The sequence below is a fragment of the Brevibacterium sp. Lmc1 genome, assembly GCF_057654315.1.
Map to the genome: position 1 here is coordinate 3785065 of NZ_CM172803.1, position 21211 is coordinate 3806275.

Below are 21211 nucleotides of genomic sequence, written 5' to 3' on the forward strand. Positions count from 1 at the left end.
CGGATGGTCACGTCGCGTCATATGTCGTCGACGAATGTCATTTTTCGACGTAGAAGGTCGGCATCCCTCGCCGAGGCGGTCCGCCGACTCGTACGCACGCGACGTGACCGTCGTTCGTTCCCACCGCGGCAGCTCTCTGTGACGATCGAGCAGTCCCACTGCCGGTCGCCGGTCACCCAGCCAGGAGCTCCCGCCGGTCGGACCCTGCCGCCACGGCGTCGAGGATCGCCCCGGCAATGCGCTCGTTGTCAGCGAACACGGGGGCGCCAGTCTGCGGTCGGCTGAAGGCCTCGGCCGTCGATCCGGAGACCGCGGGACCGAGCAGGAACAGATCGCCTTGTGCCCGACCATGTGCGTCGAGCGCGCGACCGGCACCGTCGGTGCGCAGCTTCGCGTGAGCCGCGGTCTCGAGCCGCAGTCGGCCGTCCGCCCGCAGTGTTTCGAGGACCGGATCGGCTGCCTTCTCCGCACTCTGCCGAGCCAGGCGCGCATCGACGAGATGAGTGAAGGTCTTCGCCTCCGGGTGAGCGGTGGAGCGGGCGGTGAAACCGGCAGCATCGGCGTCGATGCTCAACCCGGGACCGAGGAACCGAACGAAACCGGCTTCGTGGAGAGCGAGGATCTGTCTGACTCTCTTCGGCGGCGGGCCGCTGCCGATGAACGAGAACAGGGAATGAAAGCTGCCTTCGACGAACTCCGTGCGATCGCCATTGCTGACTCGACCGTCGCGGACGAACATCCTGATCTGCACATATGCCTTGACCAGAGCGGTGAAGACGGCGAGGTCGGCAGAGTGGTGCACATCGGCACTGCGCTTGAGTTGCCCGGAGATGTGATCGCGCACGCTCGCCTCTGCAGAAGAGAGATCATCGCAGCGCAGATCGGCCAGCGGACGGTTGATGCGGTCCAGGTCGAACAGATCGGCCTCGTCTGTGATGACGTCGCGGGCGGCCTCGGCGATGGTCTCGAAGACGGCGCCGGTGGTGGCTTCTGCCCCGTTCGCACCGATGCGGCCCGCGCGGACCCGCTCGGCGGTTGCGTCGATGCGCTCGAGCAGTTCGGGAGCGTCGATGCCGCGCTTCCACAGCACGTGTTCGTAGTGGGCATAGGTGAGTTCGAGTTCGAACAGCGGACCGAGCACTTCATCGAAGTCGATGAACCGGGAACTCTCGCCGAGGCGGTGCCCACTTCCGCGACGGTCCCCTCCCACGCGGCCGGTTCTCTCAGCCACGCGGTCCAAGTACCGCAATTCCACGGCCGGTGCGCCGGGGACATCGACTTGACTGTAGCCGAGCTTCGGACTGTAGGAGACCCCACGGGAGGATCCCACCCACAGCACCGGTTCGGTGCCGGAGGGCCGGTAGCGAAGCCGTTCGCCGTCGTCGACGAACTCGCCGCCGCGGCCCTCGGTGACCATGACCATGAAGTCGAGGAACGCGAGTCCGAATCCGCGGGTGAGCACCTCAGCGCCAGCGGGAATGCCGCTGAAGTCGAGGTCGGCCGTGTATCCGGGAGCCTGGTAGTACAGGTCACGTCCTGCCGAGGCGGCAGCGCGGTCGGCCAGGATCGCATCCTGCTCGGCGGTGTGCATGTCGAGATGCCCCTGAGCCGAGACGAGGACGTCGGTGGCGATCTCCGCACCGATAGAGGTGGTGACCACGAAGCCGCGGTCGTCATCGCCGCGGCGCACCGCCGCGGCGCGGGCGCGATGGATGTGCACCTGAGCATCGAGACGATCGAGGGCGGTCTCGAAGGCCGCCGTCAGGTAGTGTCCCTGGACCCGGCGGCTGGCAAATGATTGGGAGTCGAGCCCTGCCGCCTCGGCGCCGAGGCCAGCCTGGGTCAGGCGCTCCCGACCGGGCCCGTGGATCCACTCGTGCAGGGTCGGTCCCATGATTCCGGGATTCTCGAGCAGGCAGGACTCGTCCGGGAAGATCGTGATGTCCTCGGTGCGCGAGTTCATCCACAGGTGCGGCGACTGTTCGGTCCGCCATATCCGCCCGGCTCCGGCCGGATACGGGTCGACGAGGTGGATGCGCAGGCCTGCCCCGGCGTCCGTGTTCGCGGCGATCGCGAGCAGGATGCCCAGGGTCTTCGGCCCGGCCCCGATGAAGGTGAGGTCGGCGCGGTGCCCGCCCGAATCGGATGCCGTCGACGCATCACCGCCGGTCGTGAGGTCCGCCGCAGCCGACGTCTTACGCATCGGCATAGAGGCTCACTGCCGGGGCGAGTCCGAGGCGGCCGCGCAGATCGCTCGCGTCGCTGCCGCCGCCCAGTGCCGCAACGACCTCAGGGGTGTCACGCAGTCCCGCCGCGTGCAGGGCGGGCAGGATCTCGGAGACGAGGCGGACGCTGAAGTCGAGTTGATTCTCAGCTGACGCGGTCAGCAGCACCCCCGAGGCCCCGCGTTCGACGAGGATGCGCACGGAGCTGACGAGCTCGGCCACCTCGGCGCGGTTCGTCGGTGCCGGCAGGACGGTGAGCACCGGCACCCCGGGGTCGAGTTCGGTGCGCAGATCCTCGAGCGAGATGGTGCCGGCGGCCTCGTCGGCGAGAACGACGTCGGCGGCGCCGCGGGCCGCCTCGTTGCCGGCCTCCGCACGGACGATGATCGGCGGGTGGCCCTGCGGCGGGCGCGGCGTGATCGAGGGGCCGAGCACCGAGTAGTCGACTCCCGTCGAGTCCTGGACCTGCGCTTCGATGTAGTGGAGGCGGTCGCGATCGATGTACCGGTCGGTGGCCTCGTCGCGGATGATCGCGTCGTCGTCCCAGGAGTCCCAGAGTCGGCGGATGACCTCGATGACGGATGCGGCCTCGGCCCAGGCAGCGGGTGCAGGGGCGGGGCCGCGTCGACCGAAGAGGGCCGCCTCGGCGGGGGTGGATGAGATGCCCACAGCGAGTCCGGCACGGGCCCGGGCCGCGTAGTCGAGCGTCGCCGAGGCGGTCGCGAGGTGGAAGGGCTCGAGATGGGTGGCGCGGACCTCGGGGACGATCCCGAGCCTGCTGGTCAGCGGGCCGAGCCAGGAGGCGAACTCGAGCGCGTCGTACCCGGTGAAGTCATCGGGGACGAGGGCGAAGTCCGCATGTCCGTCAAGGGTCTTCGCGGTCGCCGGGCCGGAGATCGGATCGGGAGTCAGCGTGGTGGCGATGATGACGCTCATGAGGGATTCCGTTCGGTCGTGATCGGGGTGGTGATGAGGGATTCGGCGGCGGCTGCCTCGGCGTGGGTGCACGACCGTGCACGGACGGTCAGTTCGGAGTCGAACTGGTCGATGGCGTCGATGACATCGCGCTCGACGGATTCGTCGATGCTCGGAGGGGTCGTGTCCGTGGCCGGGAGGATGTTGCTCGAGACGACGAAGCGTCCGCGACCGATCGAGCTCGCCCCGAGCGTGGCCAGCAGCGGTTTGAGGCCGTAGTCGAGGGCGAGGACATGGGCGGCGGATCCGCCGGTGAGCAGCGGCAGCACGGGTTTGCCGTGCAGAGCGTCCATCGGCAGCAGATCGACGAAGACCTTGAGCAGCCCGGTGTACGTGGCCTTGAAGACCGGGGACCCGACGACCACCGCGTCGGCGGCGGCGACCGTGTCCCGCGCCGAGGCGATGAGGCCGTCGCTCGAATCCCCCGTCAGGAGGGGGCCGGCGGGCAGGTGGCGGAGTTTGATGAACTCCGTACGGTGGCCGTACTGGCCGAGCCTGCGGGCGATGAACTCGAGGAGTGCTTCGGTCTTCGAGTTCTCCGAGGGGCTGGCCGAGAGCAGGACGACACGCGACATGTCAGCCCACCTCCTTGAGTTCGCGGGTCGGAACCTCGGGGGTGGCGGCGACACCGATCTCTGTGGTGTCGGTTTCTGCGGCGGCGGTGCTGCGGGCTTCGCGACGGGCGGCGGCCCAGTCGGCGGCGGTGCGGGCGGCGGGCAGTCCGATGTTCTCGCGCAGGGACCCGTCCGGATACTCGGTGCGGTAGACCCCGAGTTCCTGGAGTTCGGGCACGACCTTCTCAACGACCTCGTCGAGTCCGCCCGGAGTGAGGTGGGGGACGAGGATGAAGCCGTCGGCGGCCTTCGTGCGGACCGCCTCGGCGAGGTCGGTCGCGACCTGGTGCGGGGTGCCGACGTAGGAGTGACGGGTCGAGACCCGGATGACGAGTTCTCGGGCGGTGAGGTTCTCGGCCTCGGCGATCTGCCGCCAGGAGGCGATCGTGGCTTCCGCGTTCTTGATGTGCTTGACCCGGCCCTGCGAGATCGATTCGCCGGCCGGCGGCACATCGGGCAGAGGTCCGTTCGGGTCGAAGGCGGAGAGGTCGCGGTCCCAGACGCGTTCAAGGAAGGCGATAGCACCGGCCTCGCTGACCTGCTGGGCGGCGACCTCGCGGGAGCGTTCGGCCGCCTCGGCGGGGGTGTCGCCGAGGATGACGGAGACTCCCGGGTAGATCTTCAGGGAGTCTTCGGTTCGGCCGTAGCGGGCCAGCCGGGATTTCACGTCCGCGTAGAACTTCCGTCCGGATTCGGGGTCGGAGTGGCGGGTGAAGATGACGTCGGCCGAGCCGACGGCGAAGTCACGGCCGGAGTCCGAGTCCCCCGCCTGGAAGACGACGGGGTGACCGCCGGGCAGGGCGCCGGCGGGGAAGCGTCCGGCGATGTCGAAGAAGTCGCTGGCATGCGTGAACGACCCGTCACCGGCGGCGGTGTCCCAGAGTCTCCGAGCCACGTCGATGAAGTCCTCGGCGCGGCGGTAGCGGTCGGCGTAGTCGAGGTAGCCGCCGCGGCGGAAGTTCTCGCCTGTGAAGGCGTTGGAGGTCGTGACGACGTTCCAGGCGGCGCGACCGTTCGAGAGGTGGTCGATCGTCGCGAGCCGGCGGGCGATGTCGAAGGGTTCGTTGAACGTCGAGCTCAGAGTTCCGGCCAGGCCGATGCGCTTGGTCACGGCGGCGAGCGCGGACAGTACGGCCGTGGTGTTCGGACGACCGACGACGTCGAGGTCGAAGATCTTTCCCTGGTGTTCGCGCAGGCGCAGGCCTTCGGCGAGGAAGAAGAAGTCGAAGAATCCGGCCTCGGCGGTCTGTGCGAGGTGAGCGAAGGAGTCGAATTCGATGTGGCTGCCCGAGGCAGGATCGGACCATACGGTCGTGTTGTTCACGCCCGGGAAGTGCGCGGCGAGGTGGACCTGCCGCGGCTGGCCGGGGATGCTGCTGTCGAATTCAGGCATGGGATGCTCCTGTCAGTTCGGTGGGGTTGATGGTGGAGGTTGTGCGCACGGCGGAGTCGTCGAAGCACGGCACTGCGTCGATGAGCGCCCGCGTGTAGTCGTCACGGCTCTCGTGCAGCACACGAGCAGTCGGCCCGGATTCGACGACACGTCCGTCCTTCATCACGATCACCTCGTCGGCGATCTGCTCGATGACGGCGAGGTCATGGGAGATGAAGAGGTAGGCGACGCCGAGGCGATCCTGCAGGTCGACGAGCAGCTGGAGGATCTGCGCCTGCACGCCGACGTCGAGTGCGGAGACGGGTTCGTCGAGGATGATCACCTCGGGGTCGACGGCCAGCGCACGGGCGATCGCGAGCCGCTGCCGCTGCCCTCCGGAGAGCTCCCGCGGCGTGCGGGTGAGCAGGCTGTGATCGAGGGCGACGGAGTCGAGCAGCTCCCGCACGCGTCCCGGCCGGTCGGCTCGGGTGCCGATGCGGTGGCCGCGCAGCGGTTCGGTGAGAATCCGCTCGACCGTGTAGTGCGGGTCGAGAGCCGCGCTCGAGTCCTGGTGGACGTACCGGATGCGCCGTCCGAGGTCCTTCCGTCCGTAATCGGTGACGGGCTTTCCGTGGAGGGTGATCTCGCCGGAATCCGCTCGGTCGGCACCGAGCAGGATCCTCGCCGAGGTGGTCTTCCCCGACCCGGATTCGCCGACGATTCCCACGGTCGCCCCGGCCCGCAGTGAGATGTCGAGACCGTCGACGGCGGGACGATCCCCGCCGAAGTTCCGCACGATGCCGCGGCCGGACAGGACCGCCTCGGCGCCGGTGTGGGTCTCGGTGGCGCCAGCGTCGGTGCTCGGCCGCAGTCTCCCCCACCCGAGGTGCGGGGCCGCGGCGAGGAGCGACTGCGTATAGGCATGCTGGGGGTCGGCGAGGACGGCTTCGGTGGGCCCGGTTTCGACGATGCGGCCGGCCTGCATGACCAGCAGCTTTGCGGCGCGTTCCTTCGCGACGCCGAGGTCGTGGGTGATGAGCACGAGCGCGGTCTGCGAACCGGCGACGAGGCCGCCCAGCACGTCGAGGACCTGTTTGGCCACGGTCGCGTCGAGCGCCGAGGTGGGTTCGTCGGCGATGATGAGCGCCGGCCGGGCGGCGATCGCATTGGCGATGAGCACGCGCTGCCGCTGCCCGCCGGAGAGTTCGTGCGGGTACCGTCGCCCGTGGGTCTGCGGGTCGAGTCCCACGGCGGTGAGAACCTCGGCGATACGGGGTCTGATCTGCGGTTTCGCATAACCGTTGACGGTCAGGGTCTCGGCCAGGGCGGAGGCGATCGTACGCACCGGGTTGAGCCCGGCGCCCGCGTCCTGCGGCACGTACGCGATTCCCGTACCGAGGATCCGCTGCCAGGTGCGCGGCTTCGCCGAGGTGAGGTCCTCGCCGAGGTGGCTGTGCGTGTGCGCGTGAACCTTCGTCCCAGCCGGGAGGAGTCCGGTCAGGGCCGCTGCCGTCGTGGATTTGCCGGATCCGGATTCGCCGACGATCGCGAGCGTGTCACCGGGGGCGAGACTGAGGTCGATGTCCGCGATCGCCGGGGTGGGAGCACCGGGGTAGGTGACGCTCAGTCCCGCAACCTCGAGGACCTCAGGGTCCTGAGGCGACAGGGTCGACCGGGCCCGGATCGGTGTCGGCTGGGCCTCGGTGGTCTCCAGACCGGCATCGTCGAGGAGTTCGGTGCCGGCACCGGCTGCGGGCCAGGCGAGGAGATCGGTGTTGATCATCGGAATTCCTTCTCGGAGTTGACGGCGTGGGAGAGACGGTTGGCCGCGAGCACTACCGCCGCGACGACGAGTCCGGGGAAGGTCGTCATCCACCAGGCTGCGGCGAGGAAGTCGCGGCCCTCGGAGACGAGCAGACCCCATTCGGGTTGCGGCGGCGGGGCGCCGAAGCCGAGGAAGCTCAGTGCGGAGACGGCGAGCACAGCGGACCCGAACTCGAGTGCGAGCAGCGCCCCGATCGGGCCTCTGACCTGGGGCAGGATGTGCCGGGCTAGGACCGATGCGGCCGAAAGTCCGTCGGCGCGGGCGGCGCGGACGAATTCGGTCGAGCGCCACCGGATCACCTCGGCGCGGGTCAGCCGGGCGAACGAGGGCACGGCCGCCACGCCGACGGCCACGGCGACGTTGAGGGTGCCGAAGCCGAGCGCGGTGATCACTGCCATCGACAGCAGCAGGCCGGGCACGGCCTGGAGGACATCGACGGTGCGCATGAAGATCGCGTCGAGCACCCCGGTGAAGAAGCCGGCGAGGAGGCCGATGAGGACGCCCGCGCCGACCCCGATGAGCACGGCGGCGAGGCTGGCCGACAGGGTCTGCGCGGACCCGTGGATGGTGCGGGCGAAGACGTCGCGGCCGAGCTGATCGGTGCCGAAGACGTGCTCGGCACTGGGTGCCAGGAGGCGGTCGGTCGGGTTGCCGGTGAGCGGATCGACGCTGGTGAGCAGGGTCGGCCAGACGGCGGCGAGTGCGGCGAGTCCGAGGACGATGATCGCGATGACTTCGACGATCCCGATGCGGGTGGAACCCACCGCCGAGGTGAGTCGACGCAGCCGACCGGGCGTGCCGCCGCCGGGGACCCGGTCCTCGTGGGGCCGGTCTGCACCGGGCCCGGTCGGTGCGATCTGATCGTTCTTCTGCAGTTCGGTGACCAGACTCATGAGCGCCCTCCTTCGGTCGTCGTCGATGCGGACTCTGCCGTCGAGCCCGCCGGGTTCACACCGGCGGTGGCGTTCTCACGGTCGGCCGCCTCGGCGAGGGTGTGCCCAGTCGTCGATTCGAACTTCCGACGAGCGGCCCGCAGCCGCGGATCGAGCAGCGGGTACAGGAGGTCGGTGATGAGGTTGACGAGGACGAACACTGCAGCGGCGAAGAGGACGATGCCCTGGACGAGCGGAATGTCCTGCCCGGTCACAGCGGTCTGTGCGAGGCGGCCGAGGCCCTGGCGGGAGAACACGTTCTCCACGACGACGGACCCGGCGAGCGCCTGTCCGAAGAGCACCCCGCCCATCGTCAGCGCCGGCAGCAGCGCGACGGGCAGCGCCTGGCGCAGCAGCAGCCGCAGGCGGGTGTATCCGGAGGCGTGGAAGGTCGTGACGAAGGGTTGGATCCACGCGTTCTGCAGCGAGCGGAAGAGCACCTGGGCGATGATCGCCGACAGCGGGATCGCCAGGGTCACGGCCGGCAGCACGATCGCGGCCGGGGAACCGGTGCCCACTGCAGGGAAGAGCGGGAAGCGGAAGGAGAAGACCTGCAGCAGCATCAGCCCGACCCAGAACGTCGGCAACGCCACTCCCAGTCCCGGCAGAGCCGCGAGGGTGTCGCGCAGCCACGGGCGGCAGGTCAGGGTCGCGGCAACCGCGATGACGATCCCCACCGCCAACGCGAGACCTAAGGCCAACGCGGCGAGTGCGAGCGTCGGGGGCAGGGCGGCGGCGATCGCCTCGGTGACGGGGGTGCCGGCCTGGATCGAGGTGCCGAAGTCAAGGCGGACGACGGCCAGGAGGGCGAGCAGGTACTGGATGGGCAACGGCTGGTCGAGGTTGAACTCGGCACGAAGCCTGGCCACCTCGGCGGGGTCGAAGCTCTGCAGCTCTCCCCCGGCGCCGAGCATCGTGATGACCGGATCGCCGGGCAGCCAATAGAGGAGGAAGAAGCTGAAGGTGAACGCGATCCACAGGACGAGCAGTCCTTGGGCCAGCCGGGAGGCCAGGTAGCGCAGGCTCATCACCGCTCACCGTCCAGCCAGGTGTCATAGAGCTGGAAGCGCGAGGAGGCCTCGTACTTGAAGTCGTGGACATTCTTGCCGGTGCCGATCACTCCGGAGAGTTCGACGATCGGAATCGAGTAGCCTTCGTCGATGAGGATCTTCGCGGCCTTCGTGAAGTCCGCCGTGCGTTCCTTCTCGTCGAGCGTCGAGGTCGTGCGGGCGAGGATGTCGTCGAGCTTCTCCTTCTTCTTCCTCGCGTTGCCGTTCTGTTCGTCGACGCCGAAGTAGTTGCGCAGAACATCGCCGTCGGCACGGGTGAGGTTGCCGAAGGTCAGTTCTTCCTTGCCCTCGGCCTGCTGGGCGGTCACCTCGGCAGTGGTCTTCTTCTCGAGTTTGAGGTCGAAGCCGATCTCTCGCAGCTGCTGCTGGACGAGCTCGAGGAATGGGGCGTCCTGCCAGTAGGTCAGCGTCGTCGACAGCTTCTTGCCGTTCTTGACCCTGATGCCGTCGTCGCCGGGCTTCCAGCCGGCGTCGTCGAGGAGTCTCTTCGCCCCGTCCGGGTCGTAGGCGAGCAGATCGGAGAGGTCTTCGTACTCAGGGGTCGACTTCGCCAGCACCGAGGTGGCCGGAGCCTGGTGCTGCGAGATCACGCTCTGCAGCTGGTCGCGGTCGATGCCCTTGACGAGCGCCTGACGCACCGACTTGTCCTTGGCGATGTTCCCGGTGAGCTTGGGCACGAGGTTGTAGACGACGCCCGGGTTCGGTCGGGAGGCGATGCCCAGTCCCTGCGCCTCGAGGGTTTTCTCGTCCTGGGATTGGACGGAGAAGTCGACATCTACCTGTCCCGACAGCAGTGAACCGTTGCGCACCGAGGCCTCGGGGACGATGGAGAATTCGATGCCGTCGAGGTGGGCCGGCCCTTCGTGCTCGGCGATCGATGACGGCCAGTCGTAGTCGTCGAACCGGGCGAGCTCGATCGACTTGTTGTGTTCGAAGGACTTCACCTGGAACGGGCCGGTGCCGACGATGTCTCCGGTGCAGCGTTCCTCGGGGGACTTCGCGAGTGTGTCGGAGGAGTAGAAGCCCAGCGACATCGTCGACGTCGCCTGGAGGAACTGGGCGTTGGACTTGTCGAAGGTGAATGTCACGGTCTGCTTGTCGGGGGTCTCGATCGACTTCAGCCCGTCGAGGTAGGTCTGCCCCAGGGAAGCCTTCGCGCCGAGATCCTGGATCGCTTCGAAGTTCTCCTTCACCGAGGCGGAGGTGAAGTCCGTGCCGTCCTGGAACTTCACCCCGTCGCGGAGGTGGAAGGTGAAGGTCTTCGCATCATCGGAGACATCCCAGCTCTCGGCGAGCCACGGCTTGATCTCCTGGGTCTCCGGATCCTGATCGGTGAGCGAGTCCGTGATCTGACGAGTGACATTGAGGGTGACGTTCGTGCCCTGCTGCTGTCCGTCGAGGCAGGTCGGATCGACGTCGTAGGCGATCTTCAGAGTTCCGCCGTCCTGAGGTGTGGCATCTTCGTCCTCGGCCTGTGCCGATCCGGAGCACCCGGCGAGGAGGAGGGAACCTGCTGCGAGCACGGCGAGAGCGAAGTGAGAGCGGCGCTGCGGCGAGCGGGTCGGAGCGGCGGGAGAGCTGATGGTGGTCATGGGTGTCCTGGGTGGTGTCAGTGGTGGATGTGAATCAGAGGTGATTGCGAAGGTGTCGGCGCGAGTTGCGACGATCACGGGCCGACCATTCGGCAGTGATTGCTCAACATATCGCCGGAAAGATCAAGCGCTTTCTGTTCGGCGCCCCAGAATCACGCGAGAACGCGGAGCGTCCGGCGGGGCGAGGCGAGCGAGGCCCGACAGCCTCCGCCGCAGAAAAGCCCGGGCGCCCGGAATCGGCGGTAAATCAGCCGTTGACGAGCCGGAACATCGGCATGGGCAAGCAACAGTCAAGAGCTTCGAACCGTGCGGACAGCGCCCAGGTCTGCGAATTCTTGAAAGCGATCATCATGCCCTCTGCTGAAGTGATGTCGTGGAATGTTGACGATCAACACCGTATCAGTAAACTCAATTGCTCAACAATAGTTGAGTATGATCGTCGTCATCATTCGTCACAGAACTTTCAGCCGCCCTCTTCCCATAGGCCGCCCCAGGGTGTAATACTTAGCCTCATGGTTAAGTATTCGGATGAGCTCGATGCGATGTTCTCGGCATTGGCCGACCCCACTCGCCGCAGCGTGATCGCGCGTCTCGGGCGGGGACCGGCCAGCGTCGGAGAGCTTGCCGAGCCGTTGTCGATCTCGCTGCCGTCGTTCATGAAACATGTGCGCAGCCTCGAATCGTGCGGCCTCATCCGGACCGAGAAGTCCGGGCGCGTGCGCACCTGTGTGCTCAACCAGGATCGGTTCCATCTGCTCTCGGGTTGGCTCGAGGAACAGCGGCGCATCTGGGAACGCGCCACCGACCGGCTCGAACAGTTCGTCACCACGGGTTCCGTCGACTCCGACGGGCCCACCCCGACCAAGGAGGAATCATGACCACTCAGCTCTCTCGCACCCGCAATCAGAATCCAGACCTCGACCTCAGCATCCAGCGGATCATCCGCGCCCCGAAGCAGGCGATCTGGGATGCTTGGACCACGCCGGATCAGCTGGCCCAATGGTGGATTCCGGCACCGCTGAGTCTGCGCGTGGATTCGCTCGAGCTCGCTCCGGGCGGTGCCTTCGTCACCCGGATGAGCGAGGACGGCACCGAATGGCATCCGCATGTCGATGCGGTGTTCCTCGTCATCGAGGAAGGCAGCCGCCTCGTGTTCACGAACGCCGTCAGCAGCTCCTGGCACCCTTCGCTGCCGGACCCGGTGGCGATGACCACCGAGATCATCCTCGGCGATCATCCCGACGGCACCGACTACCGCGCCATCGTGCGGCACGGCAGCCCGGAGCAGCGCGCCCGGCATGAAGAACTCGGGTTCTTCGACGGCTGGGGCACTGTCACCGACCAGCTGGCTGCCGCAGTGGAGTGAGCCCGGCCGACAGGACGAGCGAACCCATCAGCAGGCCGGCCGCCACGACCGTCCAGATCATCGGCGCGATTCCGACGAGGAGGGCGATCGCAATGCCCATCGTGGCCGCTCCGACAGCGACAATGGCGCGCGCCCGCGAGCTGAATGCCTGGACCGGGAAACCCTGCGGAAGGACAGCACGGACAAGCGCTGAGAGGCTGCGACCGACTGCGGCCAGTCGCTGTTCGGAGGGGAACGGGATCCGCTCCGCGGCCATGGCGACCAGCGCGGAGAGTCCCATGACTGCAAGCAGCCACGGCAGACGCGTCGCCCACCACCATCCCGACTCGATCTCGGGAAGGATGAACTCGGCGACGGTGCCGGTCGGCAGGTCGAGCAGAATCCCCGTCGGGAAGCCGACGACTGTCTGCGCCAGCCATCCGAGAGCGCCGATGAGGACGATGACGACGCTCATATGCCACAGGTAGACCTGCATTCCGTAGGAATTGCCCCAGGCGATGACCCGCGCCCAGAACTGGGCGGTCAGAATTCGGGAGGAGGGGGCCGCCTCGGCGAGGGCTGCGGGGGCTTCTCTTGGAACCATCGTCGACTCTGCGGACAGCCGATCGACGTTGAGCGCCTGATTCAGCCGGGCATGGAACAGATGCAGCACACAGAGCTGCGCGACGCCGAGCAGGACGAGGGCGCCGGTCGGCGGATTGAGGTTGACGAGCATATTCGGGCTGTACACCCCGGCTGCCACGAGTCCGCCGAGGAGACCCAGAGCGGCCGCAAGCGCCGACCACACCACGGGACGGCTGATCGGGCGGTCGGAGGCCTCGGCGAAGAAGAACCCGAGCTGTTGGATCAGCGGCCAGACGACGACGAAGTTGAGATAGCCGAGGCCGGCAATCCCTGTCGTTCCGGAGAGAACGTCGACGGCGATGACGGCACCGGCGAGGACTGCCAGGGACCGCCTCGGCGCTCTTTCATGGAAATGGACCGCTACCGGCACCAGCGAGGACAGGCCGAGATAGACGGCGAGGAACCACAGCGGCTGGCCGATGCGGCGGCTCGCCTCGGCGATGAGTTCGGAGGAAACGCCCATGTCAGCGGCCGCGGACAGTCCGATTCCGGCAATGACGACGAGGACAGCTGTGGGTACGGCGAGGCGGCGCAGTCGGGCGCGCAGATAGTCGGTCCAAGTTCCGCCTCGAGCACGGGTGCGCCGCCATCCGGTGATGCCCGCGTATCCCCCGATGATGAAGAACAGGGGCATGACCTGGAAGAACCAGGACGCTGCGGCGAATCCGGCGGTCGTCGACAGCGCGACCGTCGGCGCCACTGTGCCGTCGGAACCGAGCACGGCCGCGCTCATCATCGAGTGGAGGATGACCACGACGACGAGGCAGCCGAACCGGATGAGGTCGATGGCCTGGTCGCGGTGGGGTGTGGCGGCGGTGTGGGTTTCGCGAGCCCGAGGTTCGGCGGGCGGGGCGACCGCGCTCTCGGGGGTTCGGACGACCTCGGTGCCGGCGGGCAGGGCCGGGTCGTTGAGCATGAGTGTCATGGCAGTTCCTTGTCAGAGTCGTTCAGTACCGATCACAGGGAATCGGGGCGATGACACCGAAGTTAGGAACCGCGTCTGCCTCGGCACATCACGCCGGAGAGCCCACCTCTCCCCCGCCGACCGATACTTCCGAGGGATACCTTCGACCGGTCACCTCATACTCGCCGCGGCCGATCGTGTGAGAATGGCGATGAGCACGCACGACCACGCGGCCGCCTCGCTCGGCTACAGACGCCGAGCCCGGGCCGCCGATAATAGGAGAGAACCGTGACGATCGCCTTCGCGAAGACCTCACTGCCCATCATCGGTGCACCCATGGCCGGTGGGACGACGACGCCCGAACTCACCGAGGCTGTCGCCCGGGCCGGCGGATTCCCCTTCGTCGCCGGCGGGTATCTCACCGCCGAGGCTCTCGCCCCTCTTATCACACGGATGCGCGAGACGACCTCGAACTTCGGCGTCAACCTCTTCGCTCCGAATCCCGTCCCTGTCGATCGCGAGGCTTTCGACGGGTTCGTCAGTGCGCTCGAACCGGCCGCTGCCGCTCGCGGTATCACGCTCGATCCCGAACCGGTCGAGGATGACGACAACTTCGACGACAAGCTCGACTGGCTCACCGAGCACCCCGTTCCTCTGGTCTCGCTGACCTTCAATCTGCCCACCGCCGAGGCGGTCGACCGCCTCCACGCCGTCGGCACTCAGGTCGTCGCCACGGTGACCTCGGTTGCTGAGGCCCGTGCGGCCGCCGAAGTCGGGGTCGACGGGCTCATCGTCCAAGGTCCGCACGCCGGCGGACATTCGGGTACGGCCGATCCGACGCGGACCATCGAGGACCGCGCGACCGTCGATCTCGTCCGTGACATCCTCGCCGAGGTGGACCTGCCCGTGGCAGCCGGCGGCGGAGTCGACGGTGAGGCCATGGTGGGAGAGCTCCTCGGTGCGGGGGCGAGCTCAGTCGTCGTCGGCACCCTGCTTCTGCGCTCCGACGAGGCAGGAACGGCACCCACTCATCGGGCTGCACTGGCCGACGACGAGTTCACGGACACCCAGCTGACCAGGGCGTTCACCGGGCGCCCCGCGCGTGCGCTGGTCAATGACTTCGTGCGGACGTTCGACCCGATCGCCGTCGACGCCTATCCGGCCGTGCACCATCTGACGAAGGAGCTCCGCGCCGCGGCGAAGAAGGCCGATGACCCGCACGGCCTGCACCTGTGGGCCGGAACCGGATACCGCAGCGCCCAGGACGGATCCGCGGAGACGATCGTCAAAGACCTCGGCGCTCAATTCGCCCGCGAGTAGTCGGCGAGCCGGCGTCCCCCGCAGACGCGCCTCTCCGAACCGCGCCGCTCAGTTCCCGGCGACGACCAACCCGGACTCGTAGGCGGCAACGACGATCTGGGTGCGGTCGCGCAACCCGAGCTTCGACAGGATCCTCGAGACGTGGGTCTTCACGGTCTGTTCGGCGAGGTACAGCTGTTCGGCCACCTCGGCGTTGGCGTGCCCCTTCGCCACCAGGGTCATCACGTCGATCTCCCGGTCGGTGAGCTGACCGAGCACCGCGGTGTCCTTGGCCACGGTGGGCCCGGCGACGTATTCGGCGATGAGGCGGCGGGTCACCGAGGGCGCGAGCAGCGATTCCCCACCGGCAACGACCCGGACAGCGGTGATCATGTCTTCGGCGGTGGCGTCCTTGAGGAGGAATCCGCTGGCACCGGCCCGGAGCGCGGAGAACACGTATTCGTCGGCGTCGAACGTGGTGAGCATGATGACTCGCGGGTGGTCGCCGGGCATGCTGAAGATCGCTCGGGTGGCGTCGAGTCCGTTGAGCGTCGGCATCCGAATGTCCATGAGGATGACATCGGGGCTCGTGCGGCGGACGAGGTCGACGACAGCGGATCCGTCATCGGCGCTGCCGACGACCTGCATGTCCGACTGCGCGTCGAGCAGCGCCCCGAACCCCTGCCGCACCATCGCCTGATCGTCGACGATGGCGACCCTGATCGTCGTCTCCGACGGAGGCGGCACACTCGCCGAGGCGGCTCCCCCGTCTCCGTTCCCCGCGTCCTCAAATCCCGGCATGGTCCAAACCTACCGGACAGCGGGGTCGCAGAACCCGCGCAATCCCCGAGAATCCGCCGCTTGGACCCGGTCTCGCGCAGATCTCATCCTCATGGGTGATACGTGCGGCGCTCATTTCACTCCTGCGTATGATGTGCCGGCGCATACCGGCTCCCTAACGTTCGAGTCATGATCATCACCGCCGTCATCCTCGCCACCGCAGCAGCGTTCTGCCTGGCCTTGGGCACCCACTTCCAGCAGCATGCCGTGGCCACGATGGCTCCGGGCCTGCGCCGTCGCGCTGCCTGGGCCACCGGGCTCGGCCTCATGGGGCTGGTCACGGTGCTCAACGTCATCGTGCTCGGACTCGGCCCGGTCGCCATCGTCCAGCCCATCGGCGCGGTCTCCCTCGTCTTCGCCGTCCTCATCGGCCGGCGGTACTTCGGGCTCCGCCTCGGTGCTCCGCTGCTCATCAGCATCGCGGTCACGCTCTTCGGAATCTTCTCCTTCGTGGCCACCTCGGCGAGGTTCGCCCACGACATCTCCGTGAACGCACAGTCGGTGACGTGGCTGCTCGCCGTGCTCATTGCCCTCACCGTCTTCGCGGGGCTGTTCTCGTTCAGCTCCGCCGGCCACATCCCCCGGGTCGTCATGACCGGGATCGTCTTCGGCACGGTCGCCGCGGCCACGCACGTCCTCGCCCGATCCGTCGTCATGTCGGGACTGCCCGGACTCGATACGTTCGGTCTGCGCTGGTGGACGCTGTTGGGCGCGGTCGGCCTGGCCTCGGCGGCGGGATTCTGGCTCGTCCAGACCGCTTACGCCTGCGGCCCCGCCGAGACCGTGCTGGCCGGCCTCACCGTCATCGACCCGATCGTCGCCGTCATCATCGGTGCCGCATTCTTCGGCGAGTACACGGGCCTGACTCCGCCGGCCACTCTCGGTCTGCTCGTCTCCGCAGCCATCGGCATCGGCGGAGTGTGGATGCTCTCGCGCTTCCACCCGAAGGTCCTCGAATCCCGCAGCACCGCTCGCACTGACACTGCGGTCGGCACCGCGCAGACGTCCTCGCACACAGCACAGGAAGGAATCACGCTGTGAACCACTCCCCCGATCTCACCTCCCCCGCACCCGCCGACGCGTACGCTGGAGACGTGCCCCGCCCAGCAGAGCCTCCGCAGATCGGCCCGAACTCCCAAGCGGCCGCCGATTCTCAGGCCGCAACCGCGCCGAGTTCGTGGTGGGCCAGAGTGTGGCACAATCTCGGCCGCGATGCCGGCCTCGTCGCCCCGAGCCTGCTCATCTCCCTTATCGCGTTCCCGGTGCTCATCGCCCTGTTCTCCGTCTCGATCGCCACTGTCATCGTCTGGGTCGGCGTGCTCCTCCTGCCGCTGACACTCACCGTCGCCCGCGCGTTCGGCGACCTCTCCCGGGCCCGTGCTCGTGCGTGGGGTGCCCCCATCGCCGAGGCGGCTCCCCGTCCCCGTGGACGCGGACTCCGCTGGTGGTTGGCTCCGCTGTCCGATGCGCGTGCGTGGTTGGATCTGCTCTTCGAGGCCGTGTTCGCACTGCCGATCCGGCTCTTCACGTTCTCGATCTCCCTGGCCTGGTTCGCAGGCGGTCTTGGCGGGATCACGTTCTTCGTCTGGGGCAGGTTTCTCCCCGAAGACGAAGGCGACACCGTCGACTGGGTGGTCGCCTGGGTGACGAACTCCTCGGTCACTGACCTCGGGTTCTCCGCCGAGGCGACGTTCCAATTCGTCACGGGCATCGTCCTGCTGCTGACTTTCCCCTTCATCCTCCACGCCATGGCTCTGCTCGAGATCGTTTCGATCCGCGCTGCCGGGTCGACTGATGGGGCAGCTGTCTCCGCGCAGGCGACTCGCTCAGAGCGGTCGGCTCATCCGGCGCAGTCGTCTGCACTGTCGGCCATCGCCGGGAGTCAGGGGTGGTTCTGGCTGATCGCAGCGTTCGTCGGGGTCGTGCTCGTCGCGGTCGCCTGGCCGGTGACCACCGTGCTCTACGGTGTCCCGACAGTCTTCGCGATGGTTCTTGCGTTCAGTCTCAGCGCCGCGCTCCTGCTGGCAGTGCGCTGGCCGATACCGGCGATCGGCCTCGGCCTCGTCGCTCAGCTGGCAGGCATTCTGCTCACTGCGGAAGTCTCGGGAGTGGTCCGACCGTTCACGGTCACCTCGCTGCTGGCTCTCGTGTTCCTTCACCTCATCATCGGTCTGCGGCACCGCTGGATCCACCTCGTCGCTCTGTGGTCGGGCAGTGCGCTCATCGGCGGGCTCGCTCTGGTCCTGCCGCATGCCGGCGAGCTGCCCGGGGCCTTGTCGAACGTCATCACCACCGCGGCCGTCGCCGCCGGTGCCGGAGCCATCGGCGTCATCGGCAACCTGCTCATCAAAGGTCGCAGGCAGCTCGAATCCGAACGCGAACTCAGCGCCGCGGAGCTGGCGAAACGGCAGGAGCTGGAAGAACGCAACCGCATCGCTCAGGAACTCCATGATGTCGTGGCGCACAGCATGTCGGTCATCAGTGTCCAGGCGACGACGGCGAAGTACCGGCTGCCCGGACTCGATGAGCGCAGCCTCGGTGAATTCGATTCGATGGCCTCATCGGCCAGGCAGGCGCTGACGGAGATGCGCGGATTGCTCGCGATCCTCCGCGGTGGCCGGGATGCCGACCTGGCGCCGCAGCCGACCGTCGACGACATTCCCGCTCTCGTCGATGTCACGCGCGGCTCCGGTGCGGTCGTCGATCTCGACTTCCCCACCGACCCCATGTCGCTGCCGCCGACGACGAGCCTCACGGCCTTCCGCGTGGTTCAGGAGAGTCTGTCGAATGCGCTGCGGCATGCCGCCGGCGCACCCGTGGCGGTCACCGTCACAGCCATCGGCTCCCGGCTCGAGATCTCCGTGCTCAACGGGGAACCCGACGGCGGGGCGGATGCGGTTGGGCACAGCCACCTCGGCGGAGGTTTCGGCATCAAGGGGATGCGCGAACGCGTCGAAGCCTTGGGCGGGAGCCTGCAGGTGGGGCCGACCCAGTACCGTGGTTTCGAGGTCAGGGCGTCGTTGCCGATGGAGTGAAGGTCCGAGGAAAGCGCTGAGGCGGCGCGGATTCGCGCCGAATCAGGCGAGCGTCGGGCGTCCGGTGCCATACTGGAAGTCCCCTCATGCTTTCCCATTCGGAAGGACTGTTTCCCCATGTCACAGCCGCCTCCTTCGCCATCTGCATCTCCGCCTTCGCCGGCGACCGCCTCGGCGTCGGATCCGAAGGCACCGAGACGATCGGTGCGGATTCTGCGGCGCACGATCGCCATCATCATCGTCGTGGCTTTCAGCCTGGCTGCGGCCGGCGGGATCATCGTCCTCCTCGGCGACATCGAGTCCGAAGCGACGTACAAAGTCATCGGCACCACGGCTCTGACCGGCGCCGTCAGTGTCGCAGCGTTCTGCGGTGCCACGCTCATCGGTCGCCGGACCCAGTGGTTCGGGATCGTCACGATCGGCATGGCTACGGTCACGATGGCGCTGAGCCTGTGGTTCCTCTGGGGCGACCCCTATGCAGATCCTGACAGCTATGAACTCGAAGAGGTCCTCTTCCAAGCCCTGTCCTCGTTCGCCCTCCTCACCGCTGTCGCCTCGATATCCGCGCTCATTCTGCTGCTGGTGCCCCGGTCCTGGGTGGTGCGGGTCGGGCTGCCGATCACGCTCGGACTGCTTGCTCTCGGCACGAGCCTGGTTCTCGTCACGATCTGGGTGGAACCGGCGTGGGAACTCGAGTGGCTGACCCGCCTCAACGGGATCGTATGGATCCTCGCCGCACTCGGGGTCGTCGTCGTGCCGCTGACTTCGCTGCTGCTCAGGACCGGGTCGAAGCCTGCGCGCGCCGACCGCGCCGGCGAGACGTCAGCCCGATCGACTCAACCGTCGTCGTCCCAGCCGTCGTCCCAACCGACGCCGGCTCTGTCGCCTTCGACGCTCGATCGCATCAACGCCGCCGCGCGGGCCAAGGGCATCACTGCAGATGAGCTCATCGATCGGCTTCTGACCGCGGAGCCTCGAACCCCTTCGGCAGACGAGAGTCGATGAAGCCTGCGACGAAGGCGCCGATGACGAGCAGGACGAGGAGCGCGATCATGCCGGCGAAGTTCGACAGCACAGGGTTTGTGAAGTCGAACAGTCCCGGCCAGATGGCGTAGACGACCACACAGCACACGCCCACGAATCCGAACACGTTGAGCGTCGCCTGGCCCGCGGACCGTGCGCGCTTCCCGCTGTGTTTTGAGGCTTCCTCTTCGGGGGTGCCGAACCCGGCGTCGGGTGTCGTCCCCGCCGCCTCGGCCCTGTCTTTGACCTCGTGGAGGACGGTGAGGACCTGGTCTTCTTCACACCCGCGCTTGCGCAGGTTCTGGGCGAGCTCGCTGTAGTAGCTCATGACAGGTTCGCTTTCGTTTCGGTGTCGGCATTCACATCGCTGTCCACCGCGGTTTCCTCGTTCTCTGGGCTGTCCCCGCGGGGACGCATCGGTTCACGGTCGGTCGGGCCGCCTCGGCGAAAGATCGATCCACCTCGGCGGAGATGATCGAGGACGACGATGATGCCGAAGACGATCGGAGCCGCTATCGACATGACGACCTCGACTGTGGGGGCGCTCGTCGCATTGAGGTCGGCACCGGCGAGCACGCCCAGACCGAACGCGAAGACGTTGTTGACGATGTGGAAGGCGATTCCGGCCTCGAGACCGCCGGTGATGATGGTCAGGGTGCCTACGATGACGGCGAAGATGCCGACGTCGATGAGTCCCGGCAGGTCGTAGAGATGGCCGGCGACGAAGATCGGCACGGGGATGAGCACGGCCCACGCGGGGTGGCGCAGCCATGAGCCGATGATGTTCATGGCCAGGCCGCGGAAGACGATCTCCTCGGCCGTCGCCTGGAACGGGACGAGGAGGATGATTGCGATGAGCATGGCAAGCACTTGGCTGTTCCACACGATTCCCGAGGTCAGGTTGCCCATCGCCCCGTCGGAGAAGGCGACCATGACGATCGCGCAGACCACCCATACGACCGTGCCGACCAGCAGATACCGGCCGAGCTGCCCCCAACGCATTCCGCCGCGGAGCGAGATCATCGAGGAGAACGAGCGCCGGTATATGCATAGGGTCGCGAGCTCGGCGGCCGGCCACATGAGAATGACGTTGACGAGTCCGAAGAGGACGCCCGTGGTCGTGTTCATGTCGATGAGGCGTTCCGACCATGTGTTGAAGTCACCGTCGGCGCCGAGGGCGAAGAGTGCCCAGAGAAGGAAGCCGACGAACAGGACAACGATTGCGATGAGGTAGAACACCGCGGTCAGGAGCGCCACGAGGATCGGCTTGAACCACCTGTTGTCGGGCAGCGCGGCGAACTGACGATGATAGTGCAGAGTGTGGGGTCGGTTTATCATGTCTCCACCCTTTCGAAACCGGCGGCCGCCCACCATCGGTCAAGGGCATGATTCATGTCATCCGATCGAATGAATGCGCACGTCAGGGCGCATCTGGCCGGGCTGCCGCGCCCTCGCGGCCGCTCCGAATTCATCCTTTCGGGCGACACCCTCGCGGCCCGCGCCCGGGTAGGCTCG

18 protein-coding genes are annotated in these 21211 nt (G+C 67.4%); 6 read left to right on the plus strand and 12 right to left on the minus strand.

Annotated features, from left to right (window positions below; genetic code table 11):
- Positions 1-172: 172 nt before the first annotated feature.
- From AC239G_RS17005 to AC239G_RS17040, 8 genes are read right to left on the minus strand one after another with little or no spacing between them, the layout of a single operon-like run.
- Entirely contained in the window at positions 173-2203 is a 2031-nt protein-coding gene (locus tag AC239G_RS17005) for an FAD/NAD(P)-binding protein (RefSeq protein ID WP_487489362.1), read from the minus strand.
- A complete protein-coding gene (locus tag AC239G_RS17010) occupies positions 2196-3161 on the minus strand; it encodes an LLM class flavin-dependent oxidoreductase (RefSeq protein WP_487489363.1) in 966 nt (321 codons plus the stop codon). Before AC239G_RS17010 ends, AC239G_RS17005 begins: the two co-directional genes overlap by 8 nt.
- Entirely contained in the window at positions 3158-3775 is a 618-nt protein-coding gene (gene ssuE / locus AC239G_RS17015; protein ID WP_487489364.1) for an NADPH-dependent FMN reductase, read from the minus strand. The genes AC239G_RS17010 and ssuE overlap by 4 nt, the downstream gene beginning before the upstream one ends.
- Position 3776: 1 nt before the next feature.
- On the minus strand, positions 3777-5207 hold the full coding sequence (locus AC239G_RS17020) for an NtaA/DmoA family FMN-dependent monooxygenase (RefSeq protein WP_487489365.1): 1431 nt from the start codon (positions 5205-5207) through the stop codon (positions 3777-3779).
- On the minus strand, positions 5200-6969 hold the full coding sequence (locus AC239G_RS17025; protein ID WP_487489366.1) for a dipeptide ABC transporter ATP-binding protein: 1770 nt from the start codon (positions 6967-6969) through the stop codon (positions 5200-5202). The genes AC239G_RS17020 and AC239G_RS17025 overlap by 8 nt, the downstream gene beginning before the upstream one ends.
- Entirely contained in the window at positions 6966-7904 is a 939-nt protein-coding gene (locus AC239G_RS17030) for an ABC transporter permease (RefSeq protein ID WP_181272431.1), read from the minus strand. Before AC239G_RS17030 ends, AC239G_RS17025 begins: the two co-directional genes overlap by 4 nt.
- Entirely contained in the window at positions 7901-8971 is a 1071-nt protein-coding gene (locus AC239G_RS17035; RefSeq protein ID WP_487489367.1) for an ABC transporter permease, read from the minus strand. The genes AC239G_RS17030 and AC239G_RS17035 overlap by 4 nt, the downstream gene beginning before the upstream one ends.
- Positions 8971-10605 carry an ABC transporter substrate-binding protein gene (locus AC239G_RS17040; RefSeq protein ID WP_181272433.1) on the minus strand — a complete coding sequence of 545 codons (1635 nt, stop codon included), beginning with the start codon at positions 10603-10605 and terminating at the stop codon, positions 8971-8973. The genes AC239G_RS17035 and AC239G_RS17040 overlap by 1 nt, the downstream gene beginning before the upstream one ends.
- 512 nt (positions 10606-11117) lie before the next feature.
- Between AC239G_RS17040 and AC239G_RS17045 the strand changes: the two genes are divergently transcribed.
- Positions 11118-11483, plus strand: a complete 366-nt coding sequence (locus AC239G_RS17045; protein ID WP_135810474.1) for an ArsR/SmtB family transcription factor — start codon at positions 11118-11120, stop codon at positions 11481-11483.
- Positions 11480-11971, plus strand: a complete 492-nt coding sequence (locus AC239G_RS17050) for an SRPBCC domain-containing protein (protein WP_181272434.1) — start codon at positions 11480-11482, stop codon at positions 11969-11971. The genes AC239G_RS17045 and AC239G_RS17050 overlap by 4 nt, the downstream gene beginning before the upstream one ends.
- On the opposite strand, the gene AC239G_RS17055 is transcribed toward AC239G_RS17050, so the two are convergent.
- A complete protein-coding gene (locus tag AC239G_RS17055) occupies positions 11940-13520 on the minus strand; it encodes an acyltransferase family protein (protein ID WP_181272435.1) in 1581 nt (526 codons plus the stop codon). The two genes, AC239G_RS17050 and AC239G_RS17055, sit on opposite strands and share 32 nt — an antisense overlap.
- A gap of 267 nt (positions 13521-13787) precedes the next feature.
- Here AC239G_RS17055 and AC239G_RS17060 point away from each other — a divergent pair, with 267 nt between their 5' ends.
- Positions 13788-14819 (plus strand): NAD(P)H-dependent flavin oxidoreductase, encoded by a 1032-nt coding sequence (locus AC239G_RS17060; protein WP_181272436.1) that lies wholly within the window; start codon positions 13788-13790, stop codon positions 14817-14819.
- Positions 14820-14867: 48 nt separating this feature from the next.
- On the opposite strand, the gene AC239G_RS17065 is transcribed toward AC239G_RS17060, so the two are convergent.
- Positions 14868-15599 (minus strand): response regulator transcription factor, encoded by a 732-nt coding sequence (locus AC239G_RS17065; protein WP_258041784.1) that lies wholly within the window; start codon positions 15597-15599, stop codon positions 14868-14870.
- Positions 15600-15767: 168 nt separating this feature from the next.
- Here AC239G_RS17065 and AC239G_RS17070 point away from each other — a divergent pair, with 168 nt between their 5' ends.
- The 3 genes from AC239G_RS17070 to AC239G_RS17080 all read left to right on the plus strand — a co-directional run bounded on the left by AC239G_RS17070 (position 15768) and on the right by AC239G_RS17080 (position 19678).
- Positions 15768-16679 (plus strand): hypothetical protein, encoded by a 912-nt coding sequence (locus AC239G_RS17070; RefSeq protein ID WP_487489368.1) that lies wholly within the window; start codon positions 15768-15770, stop codon positions 16677-16679.
- Positions 16676-18673 (plus strand): sensor histidine kinase, encoded by a 1998-nt coding sequence (locus tag AC239G_RS17075; RefSeq protein ID WP_487489369.1) that lies wholly within the window; start codon positions 16676-16678, stop codon positions 18671-18673. The genes AC239G_RS17070 and AC239G_RS17075 overlap by 4 nt, the downstream gene beginning before the upstream one ends.
- Before the next feature lie 117 nt (positions 18674-18790).
- Positions 18791-19678, plus strand: coding sequence for a hypothetical protein (locus AC239G_RS17080; protein ID WP_487489370.1), 888 nt, complete (start codon positions 18791-18793; stop codon positions 19676-19678).
- On the opposite strand, the gene AC239G_RS17085 is transcribed toward AC239G_RS17080, so the two are convergent.
- Positions 19620-20024 carry a hypothetical protein gene (locus AC239G_RS17085; protein WP_482400870.1) on the minus strand — a complete coding sequence of 135 codons (405 nt, stop codon included), beginning with the start codon at positions 20022-20024 and terminating at the stop codon, positions 19620-19622. The genes AC239G_RS17080 and AC239G_RS17085 overlap by 59 nt on opposite strands.
- Positions 20021-21034 (minus strand): CPBP family intramembrane glutamic endopeptidase, encoded by a 1014-nt coding sequence (locus AC239G_RS17090; protein WP_487489371.1) that lies wholly within the window; start codon positions 21032-21034, stop codon positions 20021-20023. Before AC239G_RS17090 ends, AC239G_RS17085 begins: the two co-directional genes overlap by 4 nt.
- Positions 21035-21211 lie beyond the last annotated feature (177 nt).

Bases quoted from the DNA above. Each gene is read 5' to 3' on its own strand.
- AC239G_RS17020 (WP_487489365.1), bottom strand. From the start codon at position 5,207: ATGCCTGAATTCGACAGCAGCATCCCCGGCCAGCCGCGGCAGGTCCAC.
- AC239G_RS17005 (WP_487489362.1), bottom strand. From the start codon at position 2,203: ATGCGTAAGACGTCGGCTGCGGCGGACCTCACGACCGGCGGTGATGCG.
- AC239G_RS17010 (WP_487489363.1), bottom strand. From the start codon at position 3,161: ATGAGCGTCATCATCGCCACCACGCTGACTCCCGATCCGATCTCCGGC.
- AC239G_RS17050 (WP_181272434.1), top strand. From the start codon at position 11,480: ATGACCACTCAGCTCTCTCGCACCCGCAATCAGAATCCAGACCTCGAC.
- AC239G_RS17030 (WP_181272431.1), bottom strand. From the start codon at position 7,904: ATGAGTCTGGTCACCGAACTGCAGAAGAACGATCAGATCGCACCGACC.
- AC239G_RS17090 (WP_487489371.1), bottom strand. From the start codon at position 21,034: ATGATAAACCGACCCCACACTCTGCACTATCATCGTCAGTTCGCCGCG.
- AC239G_RS17055 (WP_181272435.1), bottom strand. From the start codon at position 13,520: ATGACACTCATGCTCAACGACCCGGCCCTGCCCGCCGGCACCGAGGTC.
- ssuE (WP_487489364.1), bottom strand. From the start codon at position 3,775: ATGTCGCGTGTCGTCCTGCTCTCGGCCAGCCCCTCGGAGAACTCGAAG.
- AC239G_RS17085 (WP_482400870.1), bottom strand. From the start codon at position 20,024: ATGAGCTACTACAGCGAGCTCGCCCAGAACCTGCGCAAGCGCGGGTGT.
- AC239G_RS17040 (WP_181272433.1), bottom strand. From the start codon at position 10,605: ATGACCACCATCAGCTCTCCCGCCGCTCCGACCCGCTCGCCGCAGCGC.
- AC239G_RS17025 (WP_487489366.1), bottom strand. From the start codon at position 6,969: ATGATCAACACCGATCTCCTCGCCTGGCCCGCAGCCGGTGCCGGCACC.
- AC239G_RS17065 (WP_258041784.1), bottom strand. From the start codon at position 15,599: ATGCCGGGATTTGAGGACGCGGGGAACGGAGACGGGGGAGCCGCCTCG.
- AC239G_RS17070 (WP_487489368.1), top strand. From the start codon at position 15,768: ATGATCATCACCGCCGTCATCCTCGCCACCGCAGCAGCGTTCTGCCTG.
- AC239G_RS17080 (WP_487489370.1), top strand. From the start codon at position 18,791: ATGTCACAGCCGCCTCCTTCGCCATCTGCATCTCCGCCTTCGCCGGCG.
- AC239G_RS17045 (WP_135810474.1), top strand. From the start codon at position 11,118: ATGGTTAAGTATTCGGATGAGCTCGATGCGATGTTCTCGGCATTGGCC.
- AC239G_RS17035 (WP_487489367.1), bottom strand. From the start codon at position 8,971: ATGAGCCTGCGCTACCTGGCCTCCCGGCTGGCCCAAGGACTGCTCGTC.